Source organism: Streptomyces endocoffeicus (assembly GCF_016741935.1).
Classification (GTDB): Bacteria; Actinomycetota; Actinomycetes; order Streptomycetales; family Streptomycetaceae; genus Streptomyces; species Streptomyces endocoffeicus.
Genome location: NZ_JAERRG010000002.1, coordinates 545585 through 561610 on the forward strand (window position 1 = coordinate 545585; position 16026 = coordinate 561610).

Here is a 16026-nt window from a genome sequence, read left to right on the forward strand (position 1 = left end):
TAGCCCGTACGGGAGCCCATTAGCCCTTCCGGGAGCCATTCCCGTACGGAGACCATGAGCTCCTTACAGCCGCCGTCAGCCCCTTACGGAGGCCATCCTCTTGCGGCGGCCATCAGCCTCTTGCGGCGGCCGTCAGCCCTGTGGGGCCGTCACGAAGTCGATCAATTCCTCCACCCTCCCCAGGAGCTCCGGCTGGAGGTCCTTGTAGGAGTGGACCGAGGACAGGATCCGCTGCCAGGCGGCCCCGGTGTTCTCCGGCCAGCCCAGGGCGCGGCAGACGCCCTTCTTCCAGTCCTGGCCGTGCGGCACCGCCGGCCAGGCCGGGATGGAGACGGAGGACGGCTTCACGGCCTCCCAGATGTCGATGTAGGGGTGGCCGAGGACCAGCACATGCTCGCCGGTGACCTGAGCGGCGATACGGGACTCCTTGGAGCCCGTCACCAGATGGTCGACGAGGACGCCGAGCCGGGCGTCCGGGCCGGGGGCGAAGTCGTCGACGATGGCGGGCAGGTCGTCGACGCCCTCCAGGTACTCCACGACGACGCCCTCGATGCGCAGATCGTCGCCCCAGACCCGCTCGACCAGCTCCGCGTCATGGCGCCCCTCGACATAGATGCGCCCGGCGCGGGCGACCCTCGCACGTGCTCCCGGCACGGCGATCGACCCCGAGGCCGTGCGCTGGGGAGCGCTGGGGGCCGCCGCGCGCGGGCGTACGAGGGTGACGACACGCCCCTCGAGCAGAAAACCGCGCGGTTCCATGGGGAAGACGCGATGTTTGCCGAAGCGGTCCTCCAGAGTGACCGTCGGACCCTGGGCGGTCTTCTCGCAGCGGATCACGGCACCACAGAATCCGGTGGTGACCTCCTCCACGACGAGGTCCGGTTCGGCGGGGACCTCGGGGGCGGGCCGCTGCCGCTTCCAGGGCGGGGTCAGATCCGGGTCGTACTGTCGCATCCGGGTGACGATAGCGCGCGAGGGCCACCCGCTCCCGCAGAAGCACAACTGGCCGGATAACACGGGGTGTCCGGCGGGTCGACCCGCCGGACACCCCTAGGCGAACGACTAGAGCGGCGGCCGGCCGGGCACGCCGAAGCGGGCGGCCAGTTCGTCGCGTTGGGCCCGTACGAACGCGGCGTCCACGACGGAGCCGTGCCCCGGGACGTACCGCGCGTCCGCGCCGCCGAGGGCGAGCAGCCGGTCGAGCGCGGCGGGCCAGTGGCCGGGGATCGCGTCGGGCCCGGCCTGGGGTGTGCCGGACTCCTCCACCAGATCGCCACAGAAGACCACCTCGGGCCGGCCGGGCACCAGAACGGCCAGATCATGGGCGGTGTGGCCGGGCCCCACATTGGCGAGCAGCACCGTACGGCCGCCGAGGTCGAGGCTGAGCTCCCCGCAGACCAGGTGGTGCGGGGAGGCCAGATGGTCCACGGCCTCGGTGGCGGCGTCCCGGTCCACCCCGTGGCGGATCGCGTCCTCCCGCAGCGTCTCCCGCTCACGGCGCAGCAGCTCGTCCAGTCCCGTGGCCCCGTAGACCTCGCAGCCCGCGAAGGCGGCCGAGCCCAGGACGTGGTCGAAGTGCGGATGGGTGAGCGCGATCCGGGTGGGGCGGCGGCCGGTCAGCCGGGTGATCCCGGAGCGCAGCTCGGCCCCGGCGCGCAGGGTCGCGCCGGTGTCCACGACGAGGATGTCGGTCCGGCCGACGACCACGCCGACCGTCTCGTCCCACTCCGGCATCCGACGGCGGGCCACACCGGGCGCGAGTCGCTCCCAGCCCGCCTCTTCCCAACACGTCTCCATACCGCGACGCTAGCTCAACGGGGATGGGGGAGAGTTGCTGCCAGCGGCGGCTCTTGCCCATGCCACCGCACCCCGCCGTACACTGGCGGAGGGGTTCTGGCACTCGTGCCCGGTGAGTGCCAGGCGGACGACCTGATGAGACCGCTGGACTGGAGGTGCGCGGGGTGCTCAGCGAACGCAGACTCGAAGTGCTGCGTGCCATTGTCCAGGACTATGTGGGGACGGAGGAGCCGGTCGGCTCCAAGGCGCTCACCGAGCGGCACCGGCTGGGGGTCTCCCCGGCCACGGTGCGTAACGACATGGCCGCTCTGGAGGACGAGGGCTTCATCGCCCAGCCGCATACGAGCGCCGGGCGGATCCCCACGGACAAGGGCTATCGCCTCTTCGTGGACAAGCTGGCCGGAGTCAAGCCGCTGTCCAGCCCGGAGCGGCGGGCCATTCAGAACTTCCTGGACGGGGCGGTCGACCTCGACGACGTGGTGGGGCGCACGGTCCGGCTGCTGGCGCAGCTGACCCGGCAGGTGGCGGTGGTGCAGTATCCGTCGCTGACCCGTTCGACGGTGCGCCATGTGGAGCTGCTCCCGCTGGCCCCGGCCCGGGTGATGCTGGTGCTGATCACCGACACCGGCCGGGTGGAGCAGCGCATGGTCGACTGCCCCACCCCGGTCACCGAGGATTCGCTCGCCGATCTGCGCGCCCGGCTCAACAGCCGGGTCGTGGGGCGGCGTTTCGCGGATGTGCCGCAGTTGGTGCAGGATCTTCCGGAATCCTTCGAACAGGAGGACCGGGGGACCGTCTCGACCGTACTGTCGACCTTGCTCGAGACGCTTGTGGAGGAGACCGAGGAGCGGCTGATGATCGGCGGCACCGCGAACCTCACGCGTTTCGTGCATGATTTCCCCCTGACGATCCGGCCCGTTCTGGAGGCACTCGAGGAGCAGGTCGTCCTCCTCAAGTTGCTGGGCGAGGCCAAGGACTCGGGTATGACCGTGCGGATCGGGCATGAGAATGTTCACGAGGGGCTCACTGCCACCTCGGTCGTCGCGGTCGGCTACGGTTCCGGCGACGAGGCGGTCGCCAAACTCGGCGTGGTCGGACCGACCCGCATGGACTACCCCGGAACGATGGGAGCGGTACGCGCAGTGGCACGTTACGTCGGACAGATCCTGGCGGAGTCGTAAGTGGCGACGGACTACTACGCAGTCCTGGGCGTGCCCCGTGATGCCTCGCAGGACCAGATCAAGAAGGCATTCCGGCGGCTCGCCCGCGAGCTGCATCCGGACGTGAACCCGGATCCGAAGACCCAGGAGCGGTTCAAGGAGATCAACGCCGCTTACGAGGTCTTGTCGGATCCGCAGAAGAAGCAGGTCTACGACCTGGGCGGGGACCCGAATGCCGGGCCTGGCGGCGGTGGCGCCGGCGGCTTCGGCGCGGGTTTCGGCAACTTCTCCGACATCATGGACGCGTTCTTCGGCACCGCCTCGCAGCGCGGTCCGCGTTCCAGGACCCGGCGTGGTCAGGACGCGATGATCCGGCTGGACGTGGAGCTCAGCGAGGCCGCGTTCGGGACCACCAAGGACATCCAGGTCGACACCGCGGTCGTCTGCACGACGTGCAGCGGCGAGGGCGCGGCGCCGGGCACCTCGGCGCAGACCTGTGACATGTGCCGTGGCCGCGGTGAGGTCTCCCAGGTGACGCGGTCCTTCCTGGGCCAGGTCATGACCTCGCGGCCGTGCCCCCAGTGCCAGGGCTTCGGCACCGTGGTGCCGACCCCGTGCCCGGAGTGCGCGGGCGACGGCCGGATCCGCTCGCGGCGCACCCTTACGGTGAAGATCCCCGCCGGTGTGGACAACGGCACCAGGATCCAGCTGGCCGGTGAGGGCGAGGTCGGACCGGGCGGCGGCCCGGCGGGCGACCTCTACGTGGAGATCCATGAACTCCCGCACCCGGTCTTCCAGCGGCGCGGCGACGATATGCACTGCACGGTGACCATCCCGATGACGGCGGCGGCGCTGGGTACCAAGGTGCCGCTGGAGACGCTGGACGGCCTGGAGGAGGTCGACATCCGGCCCGGCACCCAGTCCGGCCAGTCGATCCCGCTGCACCAGCGCGGTGTCACCCATCTGCGGGGCGGCGGCCGGGGCGATCTGATCGTGCATGTCGAGGTGACCACCCCGACCAAGCTGGACCCGGAGCAGGAGGAACTGCTGCGGCGGCTGTCCAAGCTGCGCGGTGAGGAGCGCCCGATCGGCGAGTTCAAACCGGGGCAGCAGGGGCTGTTCTCGCGCCTGAAGGATGCGTTCAACGGGCGGTAGGCGCTTCGGCCGGGAATCGGCTCGCGGCGCCCTTGATCCGGTGGTGAGCCGGTGCGGAGGGCATGACACGATGTGGCCATGTCCTCCGCGCTGACCGATCTTTACCGGTACCCGATCGTGCAGGCGCCGATGGCGGGTGGAGCCTCCTGCCCGCAGCTCGCCGCCACTGTCTCCGAGGCCGGTGGCCTCGGTTTCCTCGCTGCCGGCTACAAGACGCCGGAGGCGATGTATGAGGAGATCAAACAGCTGCGGGGGCTGACCGACCGGCCCTTCGGCATGAATCTGTTCATGCCGCAGCCGCCCAACCCCGACCCGGCCACCGTCGCGGCCTACGGCGAGCGGCTCACGGGCGAGGCGGCCTGGTACGAGACCTTGCTGGGCGACCCGGAGTCGGGCTCGGACGACGCGTACGACGCCAAGCTGGCGGTGCTCCTCGACAATCCGGTCCCGGTCGTCTCGTTCACCTTCGGCTGCCCGACCCGCGCCGTCCTCGACGCCCTCGCCAAGGTCGGCACCCGTACGGTCGTGACCGTGACCTCGCCCGTCGAGGCGCAGACCGCCCAGTGGGCGGGCGCCGACGCCGTCTGTGTGCAGGGCGTCGAGGCGGGCGGCCATCAGGGCACGTACAGCAATGATCCGGCCGCGGACGGGATGGGTGTCGGGCTCGGGCTGCTGTCGCTGATCACGCTGGTCCGTGAGTACGTCCAGATCCCGATCATCGCGGCGGGCGGGATCATGCGCGGTTCGCAGATCGCCGCCGCGCTGTCCGCGGGCGCGGTCGCGGCCCAGCTGGGGACCGCGTTCCTGGTGTGCCCCGAGTCCGGGGCGAACGCCCTGCACAAGCAGGCGATGACGGATCCGCTGTTCGGCCGCACCGAGCTGACCCGCGCCTTCTCCGGGCGCCCGGCCCGGGGCCTGGTCAACCGCTTCATGCGCGAGCACGGCCCGTACGCGCCCGCCGCCTACCCCCAGCTGCACCACATGACCTCCGGCCTCCGTAAGGCGGCCGCGAAGGCGGGCGACCCCCAGGGGATGGCGCTGTGGGCCGGGCAGGGCCACCGGCTGGCGCGTGACCTGCCCGCCGCGCGGCTGGTGGAGACGCTCGCGGTGGAACTCGACGCGGCGCGGGCCGCGTTGGGGCTTCAGCCCCAGCGGGGTGCGGTGTCGTGACCGCCCCGGTGTTCGTGGCCGACTCCCTGGCGGGGGCGGCCGCGGGGGTCCGGGTCCGGCTGGAGGGCCCGGAGGGGCGCCACGCGGTGTCCGTAAGGCGGCTGCGCGTCGGTGAGCCAGTGGTGCTGACGGACGGTCACGGTACGGGCGTCCAGGGCACCGTGGCGGCGGTCGAGGGCAAGGACCGGCTCGAGGTCGCGGTGGACGAGGTGCGCCGGGAGGCCGCCCCGGACCCGAGGATCACCGTCGTCCAGGCGCTGCCCAAGGGCGACCGGGGCGAGCTGGCGGTGGAGACCATGACGGAGACCGGCGTGGACGCCGTCGTGCCGTGGTCGGCCGCCCGCTGCGTCACCCAGTGGAAGGGCGAGCGCGGCCTCAAGGCGCTCGGCAAGTGGCGGTCGACCGCGCGCGAGGCGGGCAAGCAGTCCCGTCGGCTGACCTTCCCCGAGGTCACGGACGCGATGACCACCCGGCAGGTTGCCCGGCTTCTCGCCGAAGCCCAATTCGCCGCCGTGCTCCACGAGGAGGGCGGGGAACCGCTCGCGGCGGCCCAACTGCCCGCCAGTGGCGAGATCGTGCTGGTCGTCGGGCCCGAAGGGGGCGTGTCCCCGGAGGAGTTGGCGGCCTTCGCCGAGGCGGGCGCGCGGCCGTACCGGCTGGGCCCGAGCGTGCTGCGCACCTCCACGGCGGGAACGGCGGCCGCCGCGCTGCTGCTCGGCCGCACCGGCCGCTGGGGGTGAGAGGCCCCTTCCGGGCCCCTCGCCGGGTACGCCCGCACCTGGCCGAGGACGGCCTTCCGGTTCGCGCCGGCCGATGGGAACCTACCCCCTATGGGGGTATTGAGCCAGGCAATGCGGGCAGGACGGGCACGGCAGGCACGGCGGGCAAGTCGGCTACGGACGCTCTTCGCCGTCGCGGCGGTCGGCGCGGTGGCGGCCGCGGTGACGGCATGTGAGCCGACCGGCGGCGGCATCAGCTCCGTGACGGTCGCGATCACCACGGACCAGGTCGCCACCGAGGCGCTGGAGCGGGGCGGTGTCGGCGTCCGCTGGATGAGCTGCAACGCCGAGTTCAGGCACGGCCGTACGGCGGGTGCCGCCTCGCCCTCGCAGAGCGAGCGGGCCGGGGAGACCGACGCCCGGGTGGACTGCCACGGCAGGACCGACAACGACAAGGACGTCAGGGTCAGGGGCCGGGTCACCTACGTCCGGGCGGACCACTGCGTCCGGGGGGACTTGACCGGCCAGGTGGACGGCCGGAAGGTCTTCGAGGCGAATGTGATCGGGGAGTGCCAGGGCGGCGGCCGGGACACCGAGAGCCCCCGGCCGACCCGCAGTCCCCCCTGGGAGCACCGGACCACGGAGGCCCCTGAGCCGACCCGCAGCCCCCCTTGGGAGCACCGGACCACCGAGGCCCCTGAGCCGACTCGCAGCCACCCTTGGGAGCACCGGACCACCGAGGCTCCCGAGCCGACCCGCAGCCATCCCTGGGAGCACCCGTCCACCGAGGGCGGCGCCGGTCAGGCCGGTGCCGGCGACGGCGCCGGTGAGGACGGTAAGGGCGGCACCGGGGGCGGCGGTCGGAGCGAATAGCCCGCGATCGCTTCCGTCGACAGGCCCTCCCGGTACCATCCGGACCGTACGTGCCGACGATCCCTGAGGAGCCACCGGTGGCGGGAGAACCGCAGGCGGACTGCCTGTTCTGCAAGATTGTGTCGGGGGAGGTGCCGGCCACCGTCGTCCGGGAGACGGACACCACCGTCGCCTTTCGTGACATAAACCCCCAGGCGCCCACGCACGTCCTGGTGATCCCCAAGGCGCACCACCCGGACGCCGCCTCCCTCGCGGCGGCCGATCCGCAGGCCACCGCGGATGTGCTGCGCGAGGCGGGCGCGGTCGCCGCGGACGAGAAGCTCGACGAGACGGGCTACCGCGTGGTGTTCAACACCGGCTCCGGCGCCGGTCAGACCGTCTTCCACGCGCATGCCCACGTCCTGGGCGGCCGCGGGCTCAACTGGCCCCCCGGATAACCCTTGTCCGCGCGGGAACTGATCGTCCTCGGCACCGCCAGCCAGGTGCCGACCCGGCACCGCAACCACAACGGCTATCTGCTGCGCTGGGACGGCGAGGGCCTGTTGTTCGACCCCGGCGAGGGCACCCAGCGCCAGATGGTGCGGGCCGGGGTCGCCGCCCATGACATCGACCGGATCTGTGTCACCCACTTCCACGGCGACCACTCCCTGGGCCTGGCCGGGGTGATCCAGCGGATCAACCTCGACCGGGTGCCGCACCAGGTGACCGCCCACTACCCGGCGAGCGGACAGCGGTTCTTCGAGCGGCTGCGCTACGCGACCGCCTACCGCGAGACGGTGGCGCTGACCGAGGAGCCGGTCGCCGGTGACGGCACGGTGCTGGCCCGCACCCCCGCGTACACGCTGGAGGCGGCCCGGCTCTCGCACCCCGTCGAGTCCTACGGCTATCGCCTGATCGAACCGGACGGCCGCAGGATGCTGCCCGAGCGGCTCGCCGCGCTCGGCGTCCGCGGCCCGGAGATCGGCCGGCTCCAGCGGGACCGGGTGCTGGAGATCGCGGGGCGCACGGTGACGCTCGAGGAGGTCAGCGAGGTGCGCCGGGGGCAGCGCTTCGCGTTCATCATGGACACCCGGCTGTGCGACGGCGCCGACGCCCTGGCGCAGGGGTGCGATCTGCTGGTCATCGAGTCGACCTTCCTGGACGAGGAGGAGGCCCTGGCCGTCGAGTACGGGCATCTGACCGCCGGGCAGGCCGCCCGGCTCGCCGCCGGGGCGGGGGTGCGGCACCTGGTGCTGACGCACTTCTCGCAGCGCTACGGCGACCCCTCCGAATTCGAGCGCCAGGCGCGGGACGCGGGGTTCGACGGAGAGCTCACGGTCGCCCAGGACCTGATGACGGTGGCGCTGCCCAAACGGCGCTGAGGGCGCCCCGGCGGGGGCCGCCGGGACCGATGACCGCCAAGGGTGACGGTGGGCCGGACCCCGGCCCGCTGTCGGTGCCATCGTGCACACTGGCCGCAGCCACGTCCGACGGCGGAGGCGGACCGGCAAGACCTGGGAGAGCGCGGTGACGACACACGACGGCGACAAGCTCACGGCGGGCTACCACCTGCTCGACCCGCTCGCGGACGTGCGCCGCCCCGGCGACGCGGACTGCGACGTCTATCTCACCGGCACGGTCTTCCTGGACATCATCTTCACCGGTCTCGACAGCGCCCCCGTCCGCGGCACCGAGTCCTGGGCCCGCGGCATGGGATCGAGCCCCGGCGGCGTCGCCAATATGGCCACCGCCCTGGCCCGGCTCGGCCTGCGCACCTCGCTCGCCGCCGCCTTCGGCGACGACCACTACGGGGACTACTGCCGGGACGCCCTGGACCACGGCGAGGGCATCGATCTCTCGCTCTCCCGCACGATCCCCGGCTGGCACTCCCCGGTGACCGTCTCCATGGCCTACGAGGGCGAGCGGACCATGGTCTCGCACGGCCATGAGGCCCCGCCGCCCGAGGAGCCCGCGCCCAGCTGCCCGCCCCCGGCCCGCGCCGCCGTGGCCTCCCTGGTGCCCGGCCGCGGCCAGGAGTGGGTCGCCGAGGCCGCCCGCCGCGGCAGCAGGGTCTTCGCGGACGTCGGCTGGGACGACACCGGCCGCTGGGACCCGGCCGACCTCACCGACCTGGAGCACTGCGAGGCGTTCCTGCCCAACGCCGAGGAGGCGATGCGCTACACCCGCACCGACTGCCCGCGCGCCGCCGCCCGTGCCCTGTCCGACCTGGTCCCGCTGGCCGTCGTCACGCTCGGCTCCGAGGGGGCGTACGCGGTCGACGGCCGCACCGGCGAGACCGCCGAGGTGCCCGCGATCTCCGTGGAGGCCCTGGACCCGACCGGAGCCGGGGACGTGTTCGTCGCCGGTTTCGTCACCGGCACGCTCGCCGGGTGGCCGCTCGCCGACCGGCTGGCCTTCGCGGGGCTGACCGCCGCGCTGTCGGTGCAGGAGTTCGGCGGCTCGCTGTCGGCGCCCGGCTGGGTCGAGATCGCCGCCTGGTGGCAGCACGCCCGCGCCTACGACGACCAGCCCGCCCGCGCGCTGCGCCGCTACGCCTTCCTGGACCGGCTGCTCCCGGCCGCCGCCCGCCCGTGGCCGCTGCGCCGGGCCGTCCCGACGATCGGTTTCCGCCAGGCGTAGCGCGTAGCGCGGGGAGGGGCGGGCCGAGGGTGGCGTGGGCCGCGCGCCGGGCCTGGCGCTCGAGCCCCGTTGCCTGGATCATCAGGGGGCGCGGAGGCCCCGGGTGAGCGGGTCGATGAGCGGATAGGAGTAAAAGGGCTCGGGTGTTGTCGGTGCTCCGTCGTACCCTTGGAACCCAAGGTTGTCGAGCGGCGAGAACCCTTGTATCAGGAGGTAGGAGCAGGCCAGAGAGCCGGCCCATGACGCAACCAACCACAGCACCGCAGGCGCATGCGCAGTTCACGGTCCCGAACAAGCACCCCATGGTCATGGTCCTGGGATCCGGTGACGCGCTGCTGCGTGTGATCGAGAACGCGTTCCCGGCAACCGATATTCATGTACGGGGCAACGAAGTCAGCGCCACCGGGGACCCGAAGGAAGTAGCCCTGGTCCAGCGTCTGTTCGATGAGATGATGCTGGTGCTCCGCACCGGTCAACCGATGACGGAGGATGCGGTGGAGCGCTCGATCTCCATGCTGCGCGCGGCTGAGAACGGCGAGAACGGGGTGCAGGAGACGCCCGCCGAGGTGCTCACCCAGAACATCCTCTCCAACCGCGGCCGGACCATCCGTCCCAAGACGCTCAACCAGAAGCGCTATGTCGACGCCATCGACAAGCACACGATCGTCTTCGGCATCGGCCCCGCGGGCACCGGCAAGACCTATCTCGCCATGGCCAAGGCGGTCCAGGCACTGCAGTCCAAGCAGGTCAACCGGATCATCCTCACCCGGCCGGCGGTCGAGGCGGGGGAGCGGCTCGGCTTCCTGCCCGGCACCCTCTACGAGAAGATCGACCCGTATCTGCGGCCGCTCTACGACGCGCTGCACGACATGCTCGACCCCGACTCGATCCCGCGTCTGATGGCCGCGGGCACGATCGAGGTCGCGCCGCTGGCGTACATGCGTGGCCGTACGCTCAATGACGCGTTCATCATCCTCGACGAGGCCCAGAACACGAACCCCGAGCAGATGAAGATGTTCCTCACCCGGCTCGGCTTCGACTCCAAGATAGTGATCACGGGCGACATCACCCAGATCGACCTCCCCGGCGGGACCAAGAGCGGTCTGCGCCAGGTGCGGGAGATCCTGGACGGCGTCGAGGATGTTCACTTCTCCATGCTCACCAGCACCGACGTGGTCCGTCACAAGCTGGTCGGCCGGATCGTCGACGCATACGACCAGTACGACAGCCGCAACGGAAAGTAACCGCGAACCCCCATGGCGATCGACGTCAACAACGAATCCGGTACCGATATCGACGAGCGGGCGGTCCTGGACATCGCCCGCTACGCGCTCGCCCGGATGCGTATCCACCCGCTCTCCGAGCTCTCGGTGATCGTCGTCGACGCCGACGCCATGGAGCAGCTGCACATCCAATGGATGGATCTGCCCGGTCCGACCGATGTCATGTCCTTCCCGATGGACGAGCTGCGCCCGCCGGCCAAGGACGACGAGGAGCCCCCGCAGGGCCTCCTCGGGGACATCGTGCTCTGCCCCGAAGTGGCCAAGAAGCAGGGGGAGGAGGCGCCGACCGGGCACTCCATGGACGAGGAGCTCCAGCTGCTCACCGTCCACGGCGTCCTCCACCTCCTCGGCTATGACCACGAGGAGGCGGACGAGCGCGCCGAGATGTTCGGCCTCCAGGCCGCCATCGTCGACGGCTGGCGCGCGGAGCAGGGCGTCACCGGCCCCTCCCCGGCCCCCACCGTCCGATGAGCGCGCAGCTCGTCACCGCGGCCGTCCTGCTGGTCGTGGTGGCCTGGCTGGCGGCCTGCGCGGAGGCCGGTCTGGCCCGCACCACCCGGTTCCGGGCCGAGGAGGCCGTGCGCTCCGGGCGCCGGGGCAGCGCCAAGCTGATGCTCGTCGCCGAGGACCCCACCCGCTATCTCAATGTGGCCCTGCTGGTCCGGGTCGCCTGTGAGGTCGCGGCGGGCGCGGTCGTCACGTTCGCGAGCCTGCGCGAGTTCCCCGAGACCTGGAAGGCGCTGACCGTCGCGATCGGCGTGATGGTCCTGGTGTCGTACGTGGCGGTCGGCGTCTCCCCGCGCACCATCGGCGCCCAGCATCCGCTCAACACCGCGACCGTCGCCGCCTATGTGCTGATCCCGCTGGCCCGGGTCATGGGCCCCATCCCGCCGCTGCTGATCCTCCTCGGTAACGCGCTCACGCCCGGCAAGGGCTTCCGTAAGGGCCCGTTCGCCTCCGAGGCCGAGCTGCGCGCCCTGGTGGACCTCGCCGAGCAGGAGTCGCTGATCGAGGATGAGGAGCGGCGCATGGTCCACTCCGTCTTCGAGCTCGGTGACACCCTGGTGCGCGAGGTGATGGTGCCGCGCACCGACCTCGTGGTCATCGAGCGCTTCAAGACCATCCGGCAGGCCCTCACCCTCGCGCTGCGCTCCGGCTTCTCCCGGATCCCGGTCACCGGGGAGAACGAGGACGACATCGTCGGGATCGTCTACCTCAAGGACCTGGTCCGCAAGACGCACATCAACCGCGAGGCCGAGACCGAGCTGGTCTCCACCGCGATGCGGCCCGCCGCCTTCGTCCCGGACACCAAGAACGCGGGCGATCTGCTGCGCGAGATGCAGCAGGATCGCAACCACGTGGCGGTGGTGATCGACGAGTACGGCGGCACGGCGGGGATCGTCACCATCGAGGACATCCTCGAGGAGATCGTCGGCGAGATCACCGACGAGTACGACCGCGAGCTGCCGCCCATCGAGGACCTCGGCGACGGCACCCACCGGGTGACCGCCCGGCTCGCCCTGGGCGACCTCGGCGAGCTGTACGGCACGGATCTGGAGGACGAGGACGTCGAGACGGTGGGCGGGCTGCTCGCCAAGGCGCTGGGCCGGGTGCCGATCGCGGGCGCCAAGGCCGAGGTGGACGTCCCCGAGGGCGGTATGGACCCCGCGCTCAAGGCGCTGCGGCTGACCGCCGAGTCCCCGGCGGGCCGCCGCAACCGCATCGTCACGGTGCTGGTCGAGCCGGTCCGCGAAACCGCCGCGGCCGAGTAAGCGCTCCGCTGGAAGTGCCGCGATACGTCGTCGGCCGTCTGCGGCGCCGTCGTGGCTGGTCGCGCAGTTCCCCGCGCCCCTTCGGGGCGCTCCCGAACCATAGCGGACTTCCCCCGACCTGCTTAGGCCGCGCACCTGCGGTGCGGCCTCTCCGGACCGGCCCCTTCCCGCGCTCCCGCCGTACGCGCCGGGGCGCGGCACCCGCCCGCACGACGGCGGGCCGTCGCGCCCGCGCATCGCCAACGCGCGGGCCGCGCTGCGCCATCTGGGTGGAATAGCCGTCCGCTCCCTGGCCCATCTGGCGTAGGCGCCCGCTTACTTGCAGATACCGACTGGTGGGTCGCCCATACCTCTGTCGGGGGACAGCCGGCCTCTCTGCTTTGACGTAGACAGGTCGGCCGTATGGGCACCCCCGCACAGAGGCCAAGGCTCCGCGCGGCCTGCGCCGCGCGGAGCCGGGCGGCTCATCCCCCTGAGCTCAGGAAAGGGCGGCCCTGCCATGTCCACCACCACGGTGACCTCCACACCGAATCCGTCCGTCTTCGGTCAGTCCGTCACCTACACCGCCACCGTCACCGGTATCACCACCGGGACACCTCCGTGGGGCGACGTGACCTTCGTCATCGCCGGTGGCCCGACCATCGGCCCCGTGACGCTCACCCAAACCGGGGTCGACTCCGGAACGGCCAGCGTGACCGACTCCACGCTCGCCGTCGGTTCCCATCTGGTCACGGCGAACTTCGCCAACTCCAGTGATCCTGTGGACAATTCATCCGGCACGACCATCCAGCAGGTCAACCAGGCGGCGACCACCACCACCGTCACCTTCGTGCCGCCCGCGCCCGTCTGCGGCGAGACCGTGACCCTGACCGCCAGTGTGGCGGCGGTGCCCCCCGGCAGCGGCACCCCCACCGGTACGGTCACCTTCATCATCAGCGCGGACGGGCCCACGGTGACCGGGACCCTCGACGCGGCCGGGAACGCGTCCGTCACCGTCCCCGCCCTGAGCGTGGGCACGCACCAGGTCGCCGCGTTCTACAACGGAGACGCCAACTTCGCCCCGTCCAACTCGCCCTTGACACCGCTCACCATCAACCCGGCCGCCTCGACCACGACCCTCACCAGCTCCCCCGCCTCGCCGGTCTGCGGTGAGACGGTGACCCTGTGCGCCCAGGTCTCGGTCGTCGCGCCCGGCACCTGCACCCCGACGGGCACGGTGACGTTCGCCGTCGACGGTGTTCCGTTCGTCGTCGGCGCGATCGACGCGAGTGGCCAGGTGTGCGTGACGAACAGCAACATCCCGGTGGGGACACACACCGTGACGGCCACCTACAACGGCAATGGGAATGTCGCGGGCTCGACCGGCACCGGCTCGGTCACGGTCGGTCAGGGAGCGTCGACGACGACGGTCTCGGTGTCCCCGGCCGCACCGGTCTGCGGTGAGTCGATCACCATCTGCGCCCAGGTGACGGTGCAGCCGCCGAGCACCTGTACGCCCACGGGCACGGTGACCTTCGTGATCAACGGTACGAGCCTGACGGCCATGCTGGACGAGACCGGTCAGGCGTGCGTGACCACCAACCTGACCGCGGGGTCGTACACCGTGACGGCCGGCTACGGGGGCAGCACGGACATCGCGAGCTCCACCGGCACAGCGTCGTTCACCGTGGGCCAGGGCGTCTCGGGTATCTCGGCGAGCATCTCGCCCAGCCCGTCCGTCTGCGGTGAGCCGGTGACCATCTGCGCGGACGTGAGCGTCGCGCCGCCCAGCACATGTATCCCCACCGGGAACGTGACGTTCGCCGTCTCCGGTGGCCCGACCCTGACGGGCACGCTGGACGCGACCGGCCAGGCGTGCGTGACGACCAGCGCCATTCCGGTCGGTACCCACAGTGTGACCATCACCTACCCGGGCGACGGGGACGTCCTGGGCTCGACGACGACCCTCCCCCTGACGGTGAATCAGGCGTCCTCGACGACCTCGCTGACCATCACACCCCCCTCATCGTCGTGCGGCCAGTCGGTGACCCTGTGCGCGCAGGTGACCACGACGCCGCCCGGCACGTGCACCCCGACCGGAACGGTGACGTTCGCGATCGCGGGTGGTCCGACTTTGACCGGGACGTTGAATGGCAGTGGTCAGGCGTGTGTGTCGACGGGTGTCATTCCGGTGGGCACGCATGCGGTGACGGCTACGTACGGGGGCAATACGGGTGTGGCGGGGTCTTCGGCGTCGGGCTCCGTCACTGTTGGCCAGGCGGCGTCCACGACCGCGCTGACCATCACGCCCGTCTCCCCGGTGTGCGGCCAGTCGGTGACCTTGTGCGCGCAGGTGACCACGACGCCGCCGGGGACCTGTACGCCGACTGGGACGGTGACGTTCACGATCGCGGGTGGTCCGACTTTGACCGGGACGTTGAATGGCAGTGGTCAGGCGTGTGTGTCGACGAGTGCTATTCCGGTGGGCACGCATGCGGTGACGGCTACGTACGGGGGCAATACGGGTGTGGCGGGGTCTTCGGCGTCGGGCTCCGTCACTGTTGGCCAGGCGGCGTCCACGACCGCGCTGACCATCACGCCCGTCTCCCCGGTGTGCGGCCAGTCGGTGACCTTGTGCGCGCAGGTGACCACGACGCCGCCGGGGACCTGTACCCCGACCGGGACGGTGACGTTCACGATCGCGGGTGGTCCGACTTTGACCGGGACGCTGAACGGCAGTGGTCAGGCATGCGTGACGACCAGTGCTATTCCGGTGGGCACGCATTCGGTGACGGCTACGTACGCGGGCAATACGGGTGTGGCGGGGTCTTCGGCGTCCGGGTCCGTCACCGTCGGCCAGGCGAACACCACGACCACGCTCACCTCCTCGCCGAACCCGTCCACCCCCGGCCAGAACGTGACCTTCACCGCCACCGTGACCGCGGTGCCGCCGGCGACGGGCACCCCGACCGGGAACGTCACCTTCGTGATCAGCGGCGGGCCCACCCTCATCGGCACGCTCAACGGCGCGGGACAGGCCACCGTCAGCACCAACACCCTCACCACCGGCGCGCACACGGTCACCGCCACCTACGGCGGCGACACCTGCTTCGCCGGTTCCACCTCACCGACCATCACCCAGAACGTGGTCGCGGCGCCGACCGGGACCACCGTGACCGCCACCCCGGCCACCATCCGGCTGCGGATGAACGGCACGCTGATCATCCTGACCCTGAGCGCGACGCTGAGGGACGCGTCGAACAACCCGATCCCCGGCCAGACCCTCACCTTCGTCGCGAACTCCGCCCTGGGCCCGATCGTGCTGGGCAGCGCGGTCACCAACGCAAGCGGCACGGCGACGCTCAGCAATGTCACCGTCCCGCCGACGGTGCTCACCGCCTCGACGTACACCGCCTCCTTCGCGGGCGCTCCGGGCCTGAGCCCGTCGTCGGGCTCGGCCTCGCTGACCTTCCAGCCGTCGCCGATCCTCCCGTAAGGA

The 16026-nt window shown here is 71.4% G+C and carries 14 protein-coding genes; 12 read left to right on the forward strand and 2 right to left on the reverse strand.

Features of this window, described 5'->3' with window-relative positions; translation table 11 throughout:
* Positions 1-132: 132 nt before the first annotated feature.
* A complete protein-coding gene (locus JK364_RS09745) occupies positions 133-954 on the reverse strand; it encodes a DUF3097 domain-containing protein (protein WP_201849633.1) in 822 nt (273 codons plus the stop codon).
* Positions 955-1062: 108 nt separating this feature from the next.
* Complete coding sequence (locus JK364_RS09750) at positions 1063-1797, reverse strand: MBL fold metallo-hydrolase (protein WP_201849635.1); 735 nt, start codon at positions 1795-1797, stop codon at positions 1063-1065.
* Between the two features lie 164 nt (positions 1798-1961).
* Between JK364_RS09750 and hrcA the strand changes: the two genes are divergently transcribed.
* The 12 genes from hrcA (at position 1962) to JK364_RS09810 (ending at position 16023) form a co-directional block, all read left to right on the forward strand.
* On the forward strand, positions 1962-2978 hold the full coding sequence (gene hrcA, locus JK364_RS09755) for a heat-inducible transcriptional repressor HrcA (RefSeq protein ID WP_201849637.1): 1017 nt from the start codon (positions 1962-1964) through the stop codon (positions 2976-2978).
* Positions 2979-4112 (forward strand): molecular chaperone DnaJ, encoded by a 1134-nt coding sequence (gene dnaJ / locus JK364_RS09760; protein ID WP_201849638.1) that lies wholly within the window; start codon positions 2979-2981, stop codon positions 4110-4112.
* A 78-nt stretch (positions 4113-4190) separates the two neighbouring features.
* Entirely contained in the window at positions 4191-5282 is a 1092-nt protein-coding gene (locus tag JK364_RS09765; protein ID WP_201849641.1) for a nitronate monooxygenase, read from the forward strand.
* Positions 5279-6022, forward strand: a complete 744-nt coding sequence (locus JK364_RS09770) for a 16S rRNA (uracil(1498)-N(3))-methyltransferase (RefSeq protein ID WP_201849643.1) — start codon at positions 5279-5281, stop codon at positions 6020-6022. The genes JK364_RS09765 and JK364_RS09770 overlap by 4 nt, the downstream gene beginning before the upstream one ends.
* Before the next feature lie 111 nt (positions 6023-6133).
* The gene (locus tag JK364_RS09775) at positions 6134-6874 is read left to right on the forward strand and encodes a hypothetical protein (RefSeq protein ID WP_201849645.1); all 741 of its coding nucleotides are present in this window, start codon (positions 6134-6136) and stop codon (positions 6872-6874) included.
* 77 nt (positions 6875-6951) lie between these two features.
* Entirely contained in the window at positions 6952-7311 is a 360-nt protein-coding gene (locus JK364_RS09780) for a histidine triad nucleotide-binding protein (protein ID WP_201849647.1), read from the forward strand.
* A gap of 3 nt (positions 7312-7314) precedes the next feature.
* Positions 7315-8235 carry a ribonuclease Z gene (locus JK364_RS09785; RefSeq protein ID WP_201849650.1) on the forward strand — a complete coding sequence of 307 codons (921 nt, stop codon included), beginning with the start codon at positions 7315-7317 and terminating at the stop codon, positions 8233-8235.
* A 145-nt stretch (positions 8236-8380) separates the two neighbouring features.
* Positions 8381-9493 carry a carbohydrate kinase family protein gene (locus JK364_RS09790; RefSeq protein WP_201849651.1) on the forward strand — a complete coding sequence of 371 codons (1113 nt, stop codon included), beginning with the start codon at positions 8381-8383 and terminating at the stop codon, positions 9491-9493.
* Positions 9494-9732: 239 nt separating this feature from the next.
* Positions 9733-10737 carry a PhoH family protein gene (locus tag JK364_RS09795; RefSeq protein WP_201849652.1) on the forward strand — a complete coding sequence of 335 codons (1005 nt, stop codon included), beginning with the start codon at positions 9733-9735 and terminating at the stop codon, positions 10735-10737.
* 12 nt (positions 10738-10749) lie between these two features.
* Positions 10750-11247 carry an rRNA maturation RNase YbeY gene (gene ybeY, locus JK364_RS09800; RefSeq protein WP_020871394.1) on the forward strand — a complete coding sequence of 166 codons (498 nt, stop codon included), beginning with the start codon at positions 10750-10752 and terminating at the stop codon, positions 11245-11247.
* Complete coding sequence (locus JK364_RS09805) at positions 11244-12548, forward strand: hemolysin family protein (protein WP_201849655.1); 1305 nt, start codon at positions 11244-11246, stop codon at positions 12546-12548. Before ybeY ends, JK364_RS09805 begins: the two co-directional genes overlap by 4 nt.
* A gap of 499 nt (positions 12549-13047) precedes the next feature.
* Positions 13048-16023 carry a beta strand repeat-containing protein gene (locus JK364_RS09810; protein WP_201849659.1) on the forward strand — a complete coding sequence of 992 codons (2976 nt, stop codon included), beginning with the start codon at positions 13048-13050 and terminating at the stop codon, positions 16021-16023.
* Positions 16024-16026: the final 3 nt, after the last annotated feature.

Excerpts from the sequence above, each read along its gene's own strand:
- JK364_RS09745 (WP_201849633.1), bottom strand. The coding sequence starts at position 954 with ATGCGACAGTACGACCCGGATCTGACCCCGCCCTGGAAGCGGCAGCGG.
- JK364_RS09750 (WP_201849635.1), bottom strand. The coding sequence starts at position 1,797 with ATGGAGACGTGTTGGGAAGAGGCGGGCTGGGAGCGACTCGCGCCCGGT.
- JK364_RS09765 (WP_201849641.1), top strand. The coding sequence starts at position 4,191 with ATGTCCTCCGCGCTGACCGATCTTTACCGGTACCCGATCGTGCAGGCG.
- JK364_RS09775 (WP_201849645.1), top strand. The coding sequence starts at position 6,134 with ATGCGGGCAGGACGGGCACGGCAGGCACGGCGGGCAAGTCGGCTACGG.
- JK364_RS09795 (WP_201849652.1), top strand. The coding sequence starts at position 9,733 with ATGACGCAACCAACCACAGCACCGCAGGCGCATGCGCAGTTCACGGTC.
- ybeY (WP_020871394.1), top strand. The coding sequence starts at position 10,750 with ATGGCGATCGACGTCAACAACGAATCCGGTACCGATATCGACGAGCGG.
- JK364_RS09805 (WP_201849655.1), top strand. The coding sequence starts at position 11,244 with ATGAGCGCGCAGCTCGTCACCGCGGCCGTCCTGCTGGTCGTGGTGGCC.
- JK364_RS09810 (WP_201849659.1), top strand. The coding sequence starts at position 13,048 with ATGTCCACCACCACGGTGACCTCCACACCGAATCCGTCCGTCTTCGGT.